The organism is Microvirga sp. P5_D2, assembly GCF_054049475.1.
In genome coordinates this window covers 1-7277 of sequence record NZ_JBFUMH010000212.1, presented here as the reverse complement: position 1 = coordinate 7277, position 7277 = coordinate 1, and the positions used below count along the sequence as shown (strand labels likewise).

The 7277-nt window shown below is 56.1% G+C and carries 8 protein-coding genes; 7 read left to right on the top strand and 1 reads right to left on the bottom strand.

What is annotated here, in order from left to right:
* The 4 genes from cpaB to ACXJKO_RS28265 all read left to right on the top strand — a co-directional run.
* On the top strand, window positions 1–582 hold a 582-nt coding region (gene cpaB, locus ACXJKO_RS28280; protein ID WP_457094368.1), incomplete at its 5' end, for a Flp pilus assembly protein CpaB.
* A gap of 32 nt (window positions 583–614) precedes the next feature.
* The gene (locus ACXJKO_RS28275; protein ID WP_457094367.1) at window positions 615–1970 is read left to right on the top strand and encodes an AAA family ATPase; all 1356 of its coding nucleotides are present in this window, start codon (window positions 615–617) and stop codon (window positions 1968–1970) included.
* A 12-nt stretch (window positions 1971–1982) separates the two neighbouring features.
* Window positions 1983–2537, top strand: coding sequence for a TadE/TadG family type IV pilus assembly protein (locus ACXJKO_RS28270; RefSeq protein ID WP_457094366.1), 555 nt, complete (start codon window positions 1983–1985; stop codon window positions 2535–2537).
* Window positions 2538–2560: 23 nt separating this feature from the next.
* Entirely contained in the window at window positions 2561–2944 is a 384-nt protein-coding gene (locus ACXJKO_RS28265) for a TadE/TadG family type IV pilus assembly protein (RefSeq protein WP_457094365.1), read from the top strand.
* A gap of 46 nt (window positions 2945–2990) precedes the next feature.
* Here the strand turns inward: ACXJKO_RS28265 and ACXJKO_RS28260 are convergent, their stop codons facing one another.
* Window positions 2991–3446: a pilus assembly protein N-terminal domain-containing protein gene (locus ACXJKO_RS28260; protein ID WP_457094364.1), complete on the bottom strand. Its 456-nt coding sequence runs from the start codon at window positions 3444–3446 to the stop codon at window positions 2991–2993.
* A gap of 218 nt (window positions 3447–3664) precedes the next feature.
* On the opposite strand from ACXJKO_RS28260, the gene ACXJKO_RS28255 reads away from it, so the two are divergent.
* From ACXJKO_RS28255 to ACXJKO_RS28245, 3 genes are read left to right on the top strand one after another with little or no spacing between them, the layout of a single operon-like run.
* Entirely contained in the window at window positions 3665–5152 is a 1488-nt protein-coding gene (locus tag ACXJKO_RS28255; protein ID WP_457094363.1) for a CpaF family protein, read from the top strand.
* A 24-nt stretch (window positions 5153–5176) separates the two neighbouring features.
* A complete protein-coding gene (locus ACXJKO_RS28250; RefSeq protein WP_457094362.1) occupies window positions 5177–6172 on the top strand; it encodes a type II secretion system F family protein in 996 nt (331 codons plus the stop codon).
* Between the two features lie 7 nt (window positions 6173–6179).
* Window positions 6180–7148: a type II secretion system F family protein gene (locus ACXJKO_RS28245; protein ID WP_457094361.1), complete on the top strand. Its 969-nt coding sequence runs from the start codon at window positions 6180–6182 to the stop codon at window positions 7146–7148.
* The last annotated feature ends 129 nt before the right edge of the window (window positions 7149–7277 follow it).

Sequence of the window (7277 nt, the reverse complement as noted above, 5' to 3'; positions counted from 1 at the left end):
GCCGTGCGCTGGCAGCCTTGGCCAGCCAGTGCCGTCAGCCCCGGCTTCATCACGCGCGCATCTCAACCGGAAGCCGTCAAAACGCTTACGGGGGCAATGGTCCGAAGCCATTTCGTGTCCGGTGAGCCAATTCGTGAGGATAAACTCTCCAGGGGCTCTAATCTGCTCGCATCCCTCCTTACTCCGGGCAAGCGAGCCGTCGCCATTCGCATCTCTGTCGAAAGCACGGCCGGTGGCTTTATTCTTCCGAATGATCGCGTCGATGTGATCCAGACCGTCGCTCGGCCTGGCCCAAATCAGACCGACAATCTGAGCCGCACGTTCCTCAGCAACATCCGCGTCCTGGCAGTGGACCAGAAGGTTGAAGAGACGAAAGGCCAGGCAGTTGCGGTTGGCAAGACCGCCACCCTCGAGCTCAGCCCTGCCCAGGCCGAAGCCATTGCGGCAGCGCAATCGAATGGAACGCTCTCGCTTTCCCTGCGATCAGTCGCCGATAATGATGAGGAGCCCGCCTTATCCGGAACCGACAACGTGTCGGTTCGCTTCTTTCGCGCTGGCCAGAGAGAAGTCATTAAATTCTAATATGCGCAACGGATCGCCAGGATCGCTTAACGATGACCGACTCGACCTTCGACATGACAAGTAATCTGCCCCGGCAAGGGTTGGTGCCGGAGGCAACTTCGCTCGTCGATCATCTGAGTCGAGAAGAAGAGATCGCAGAGGTTAATCATGCCCGTGAAGCGGTGCGCATCCCGAGGATCGCGATAGAGGCCTTCTGCGATAGCCCAGACGCTGCCAACACCATTGAAAACGCAGCCCGGGACCGCCTGATGTCGCGGACAAGGGTCAGCGTTCAAATGGGCGGCTTGAACGCCGCCATCGAGCATTACAAGCACAATACCACACCTAATCTCGTGATCGTCGAGAGTCGTTCCTCCAGTAGTCTTTATTTGGCAGATCTCGACCGCCTTGCCGAAGTCTGCGACGCGGGAACGAGGCTCATGGCTGTCGGCCATGAAAACGACATTGGTTTCTATCGGGAACTCATCAAGCGTGGCGTCAACGAGTATGTTCTTGCGCCAGTTGAACCTGTCTCGCTCATCGCGTCGATTTCCAGCATTTATGGAGAAGCGAGTTCGAGCAAGCTAGGACAGGCCTTTGCATTCATTGGGGCGAAGGGGGGCGTAGGCTCGTCGACTATCGCGCATAACGTTGCTTGGTCCATCTCGAAGCGGCTCGGTTCGGATGTGATGGTTGCCGATCTTGATCTTCCGTTCGGAACAGCCAGCCTCGATTTCAACCTCGACGCGGGCGTCGGTGTGGCGGAAGCGATCCAGGACTCCAACCGCCTCGACGAGGTGCTCTTAGATCGTCTGTTGACCCAATGCGGTGATCACTTGAGCCTCCTCTCCGCACCTATGGTGCTGGAACGCTCTTACGACCTCACAGAGAATGCAATCGAGCCTCTTATCGAGGTTGCGCAGGCAAGCATTCCATTCACCGTCCTCGACATGCCCCACCTTTGGACGTCCTGGGCGAAGAATGTTTTGATCGCCGCCGACGAAATCGTCGTGACGGCAATCCCAGACCTTGCCAACCTTCGCAATGCTAAGAACATGATCAGTGTTCTCAGGCAGGCACGCCCTCATGATCCGCCACCAAAGTTGGTCCTGAGCCAAGTAGGAATGCCCAAGCGCCCTGAAATTAAACCTAAGGAGTTTGCCAAGGCCGTTCAGCTCGAGCCGGTCGCCTGCATTCCTTTCGACGCCCACCTGTTCGGAACTGCCGCCAACAAGGGCAAGATGATCGCGGACGTCTCCGCGAAAGCACCATCCGCGAAGAGCTTCGCGGAACTTGCTGACCTCTTGACCGGTCGCCAGCAAGCGAAGCGACCGGGGACGGGCGCCCTTGGTCTCAAGGCTCTGTTTGGCAGCATGAAGCGCCGTCCCCAAGGCGCCCCACTACGGTGAATGAGGTGATCAGTGATCCGCGATAGGACAGCAGCGAGTATGGTCTTAGCAATTCACGCTTCGATCCGTTCTGCGCTCTCTCTCAAGCGTGTCCGACGGGCCTGGGTCGATCTTCCCCGTGCTGATAGCGGCGTATCAGCGCTCGAGTTTGGCTTATTCGCTCCGATCCTGCTTATTTCCCTTTTAGCCGTGGCAGATCTCGCCTTCGCGGCTTACCAACGAATGGGGATCGACCATGTACTGCGTGCAGGAGCACAAAGCGCCATGCTTGATCAATCCGTCGATCCGGCAGCGCCGGAAGTCCTTAAGACACTCAGGTTGATGGCATCGGAAAACTTCACGCTCGACAGTTCAACATCAGTCAACGGCAAGCCACCCCTCTCTGTCTCGGCAAGCCGGTACTGCGTCTGCCCTCACAATCCTGATGTACACGTCAGTTGCTCGACCACATGTAGCAACTCAAAGTCGACATTGGCCTATTACTCTCTGTCAGCTCACGGCAAATCGACAAGCATGCTGTTGCCTCAAATGTCCTTCTCGCCAAAACTCCAGGTTCAGGTTAGATGAGAATTTGTCATGGGATCCGCAACTTGCGCTCGTGTGAGCGAGGATCCACCGCGGTCGAGTTCGCTTTTATCGGCCTGCTTCTCATTGCGGGCTCAGTCGGCCTCGTCGATCTCGGGCGGGGACTCTATCTCTACAACAAGATGTCCGGCTCAGTTGAGCATGCGGCGCGACGGAGCCTTATCGTTGAGACGACGGACGAACAATTAACCGCCCTTATTCTGGAGCCGTTTCCTTCTACTTCTGGCACAAGCGGCGACACTCCCGATGGAATACCGAAAGTCACAGTGACGACCCAAGCGGAGTTTCGATTGGTGGAAGTCGGCATGAGTTTCACACCTATAGTGCCAGCATTCTTCAAAGATAAATTTGACATGAAGATAGCAAGGCGCTTTCCGAAAGCGTCCTAGATCATATTCCCAAAGCGACAGTGGAACAGCTTTGCTCGTTTCAGGCCTATTTGGCCGGATCGGCTTTGCCAACAGGCCGGCAGGTGTCCACACAGGAATAGATCTGTTGAGTGGCGCCGCTGTAAACTGTCGTTACCTGGCTGCTATTTGCAAGCACCTGCACCCTGAGATTCGTAATTTCCCGGCCCGCCTCTCCGAAGACAATCATGTTTGTCACGCCGACGGCCTTGCCGGTCAACACGAGCGTCGATTCATCGTTCAATGTCCCGTCGACAATCCCAGGATTGCCAATGATAATTGTCCGCGCGGGTTCGCTGAAGGACAGGATCTTGGCAAAGTCGAGCATGACGTTGATAGAAGAAACATCGCTGCTGACGCTAACAATAGAACTGGTCGTGACCTGAGATAGAGGCGCGGCTTCATCCGCTTTGCCCTGTTGCGATAGGCCAGCCGATCCCAGCAAAATCGCTGCGGCTAGGATCATCTGGAGGTGCTTTTGCATCTGATTGTTCCGGCTTTCTGGCACTCTTCCTTCAAACCATTTCTTCTACAATCCCGGCAATTAGACCATTTGGTCGATCCCGGATGCCGCAGGTCCTAGGCCATGAAGCTGAATGGACCCCAAAGACAGGCGAGATCTAATAGGAAGTCCACGACATGCGGCAGCAAGCCTGAAAGACAGGTCGGAGGATCATCAGAGAGAAGGCAAGGGTTTCCATCATGTTCGGCAAGCGAAGTCTGCAGGACGACAAGCCTACTCACTCTCCGTATCCTCCGCCTGGGGCCTCTGCTGATCGGATTCAACAAGCCCCCGCATCTACAAACGCCCAAACTTTGAAGACAGATCAGAGCAGTCTCACCACGGCTGCGCAGGCAGCCGGCGGCCAAGAAGGCGCGGCGTCGCGCGCGCAAAGCGGCCGCAGAACCGACGAGTATTACACTCTCAAAGCTCAGGTTTTTGCTGCCTTGATTGAAGCCATCGATGTGGCGCAGCTTGGCAAAATGGATCTCGATCAGGCTCGGGATGCTATCGGCGAAATCGTCCGGGACATCGTGACGGCCAAGAAGCTTGTCATGTCCATCGTGGAACAGGATGAGCTGCTACAGGACATCTGCAATGACGTTCTCGGCTACGGTCCACTGGAGCCTCTTCTGGCTCGTGACGATATTGCCGACATCATGGTTAACGGCGCGGACACCGTTTACATCGAGGTCGGTGGCAAAGTGCAGCAAACGGAGATCCAGTTCCGCGACAATGCCCAGCTCCTGCATATTTGTCAGCGCATCGTTAGCCAAGTGGGCCGCCGCGTAGACGAGTCCAGCCCGATATGTGACGCTCGCCTTCCGGATGGCTCTCGCGTCAATGTGATTGCACCGCCCCTTGCCATCGACGGCCCTACCCTCACGATCCGTAAGTTCAAAAAGGACAAGCTCACTCTCGATCAGCTCGTCAAATTCGGCTCGATCACACCAGAAGGCGCTCAGATCCTTGAGATCATTGGACGTGTTCGCTGCAACGTCATTGTTTCGGGCGGCACGGGGTCCGGCAAGACGACCCTGCTCAACTGCCTGACGCGATATATTGAACCGGGTGAGCGCATCGTGACCTGCGAGGACGCAGCGGAGTTGCAATTGCAACAGCCTCATGTGGTTCGCCTGGAGACCCGCCCTCCCAATATCGAAGGTGAAGGGCAGATCACAATGCGCGATCTCGTCAAAAACTGCCTGCGCATGAGACCTGAGCGCATTATCGTTGGCGAGGTGCGCGGATCTGAGGCGTTCGACCTGCTGCAAGCTATGAATACCGGCCATGACGGATCGATGGGCACCCTGCACGCCAACTCGCCTCGCGAGGCGGTGTCGCGTATCGAATCCATGATTACCATGGGTGGCTACAGTCTGCCGTCCAAGACCATTCGAGAAATGATCGTGTCGTCTGTTGACGTGATCGTACAGGCAGCGCGCCTGCGCGACGGATCGCGCCGCATCACTCACATCACCGAAGTTCTCGGCCTCGAGGGCGACGTGATCATCACGCAGGATCTCTTCACCTATGAGATTCTCGGAGAAGACGCGAAAGGCGACATTATCGGAAGACATCGTTCGACCGGCGTTGGTCGCCCAAAATTCTGGGATCGGGCGCGCTACTATGGCGAGGAAAAGCGCCTTGCGGCCGCCCTCGACGCAGCCGAGAAGACCGATGGTTAAGGGAAGCCGTGGAAGGGCCGATCCATGCTGACACCTGAGATGATCCCTGTCGTCATCGCTCTGCTAGGGACTTTTTGCGCCGCAGGTGTCGTTATAGCGATGTTCTATTCCTATATCGGTCGACGCTCTGAGACTCATAAGCGTTTTGCCGCCATTGCTGCATCGAGCAACGTAGCAGCACGCTCGTCGAATTCCGATGAACCCAAGCGTAAGAAGGCTGTGGAGACGACACTTCGKGAGCTGGAAGAGAAACAGAAAATCAAAAAGTCCTCCAAGCTTACGCTTACCACCCGAATGCGCCAGGCGGGGCTAAGCTGGAATCTGAAGACGTATTACGTCATCTGCATAGGGGCTGGCTTGATATCGTTCGTGCTGTCCCTAGCCGCATTCCGACTTGGGCTCTTCACCTCGATTGGTTTTGGCATCTCTGGCGGGATCATGCTTCCGCATTTCTACGTGAATGGCAAAAGGGCAACCCGCTTTAAGAAATTCTCCAACGAGTTTCCGAACGCCGTTGACGTGATCGTTCGTGGCGTAAAAGCCGGCCTTCCGCTGGTCGATTGTCTCAGGATCATCTCTCTCGAGGCTCAGGAGCCCGTCAAAGCTGAATTTCGCCTGCTGCTCGAGGATCAGACACTAGGTGTCCCGATGGATCAGGCCGTGCAGAAGCTGCCGGAGCGCGTTCCTCTCCCGGAAGCCAGTTTCTTCGCGATTGTCATTGCGCTTCAAAGCAGAACGGGCGGTAGTCTTTCAGAGGCACTTGCAAACTTGTCGAAGGTTCTGCGTGAACGCAAAAAGATGAAGGCGAAGATCAAAGCCGTGAGTTCGGAAGCCAAGGCTTCTGCTGGAATCATCGGCAGTCTCCCCATCATTGTCGCCACCCTCATCTACCTGACGTCACCCGCCTATATCGGCCTGCTTTTCAGTACCACTACTGGACATCTCACCCTTGCGGCCTCCGGCCTCTGGATGGGAATAGGCGTACTTGTGATGCGCAAGATGATCAACTTCGACTTTTGAGGATGCGATGAACCCGGTGTCGCTACTCACGAACCCCGAACTGATGATAGCCTTCTCCGCGGCGATCTCGGTGGCTGGTGCCATTCTGGTCGTAGCTTGGCCTTATTTCGCCCGTGACCACCTCGGCACCCGCATGACGCAAATGGCTAATGAGCGCGAACGCATCAGGGCGCGCGAGCGTAGCCGCCTGAACGCGGCCAGCAAACCACTTTCGCTCCGCAGTGAACCGAAAAAGCTCTACAAAGCCATTGTCGACAAATTCGATCTAGCAAAGCAGGTTGAGAGTGGTGAGCTGGCGCAACGTCTGCGAATGGCCGGATATCGTGGCCAAGGTCCGGTCATCACGTTCCTTGCCATACGAGCGATCGCCCCAATCGTCATGGTTCTCGTAACGACACTTTATGTCTTTGTGATCCTGCGCCTTCAGCATCCGCTCTTTATCAAAATTGGAATTGTCGTTGCTGCAGCCTGGATCGGCTATTTCGCCCCCCTGCTCTACGTGAAAAACAAGGTCACCAAGCGCCAGGAGGCGGTCCGTCGTTCTTGGCCCGATGCCCTCGATCTGCTCCTGATCTGCGTTGAATGCGGCATGGGAATCGAGAGCGCGCTGCGCAAGGTTTCGGAAGAGATCGGTTCGCAATGTATCGAGCTTGCCGAGGAGCTCAGTCTCACCACGGCCGAGCTTTCATACCTGCAGGACCGGCGCAAGGCTTACGAGAACCTGGCAGATAGAACTGGGCTGGATGGGGTGAAGGGGGTGGTTACCAGCCTGATCCAGTCGGAAAAATACGGCACCCCTCTGAGTCATTCACTGCGCGTTCTCGCTCAAGAGAACCGGGACATGCGAATGTCGGAAGCGGAAAAGAAAGCTGCTTCTCTTCCTCCCAAGCTGACTGTGCCGATGATCTTGTTCTTCCTGCCGGTCCTCTTTGCGATCATCATCACACCCGCAATCATTCAGATTTCAAACCTCTGACGGGAGTGGACCTGTCACTGTTGGACGACCTTGCGTCGATCACCATGAATGGGAGCCTTGACGCTCGTATGATCTGGCGAGTGTACGTGCAGCGCTTAATCTCAACTTGAGCCGCCTGCCTTCCAGAGC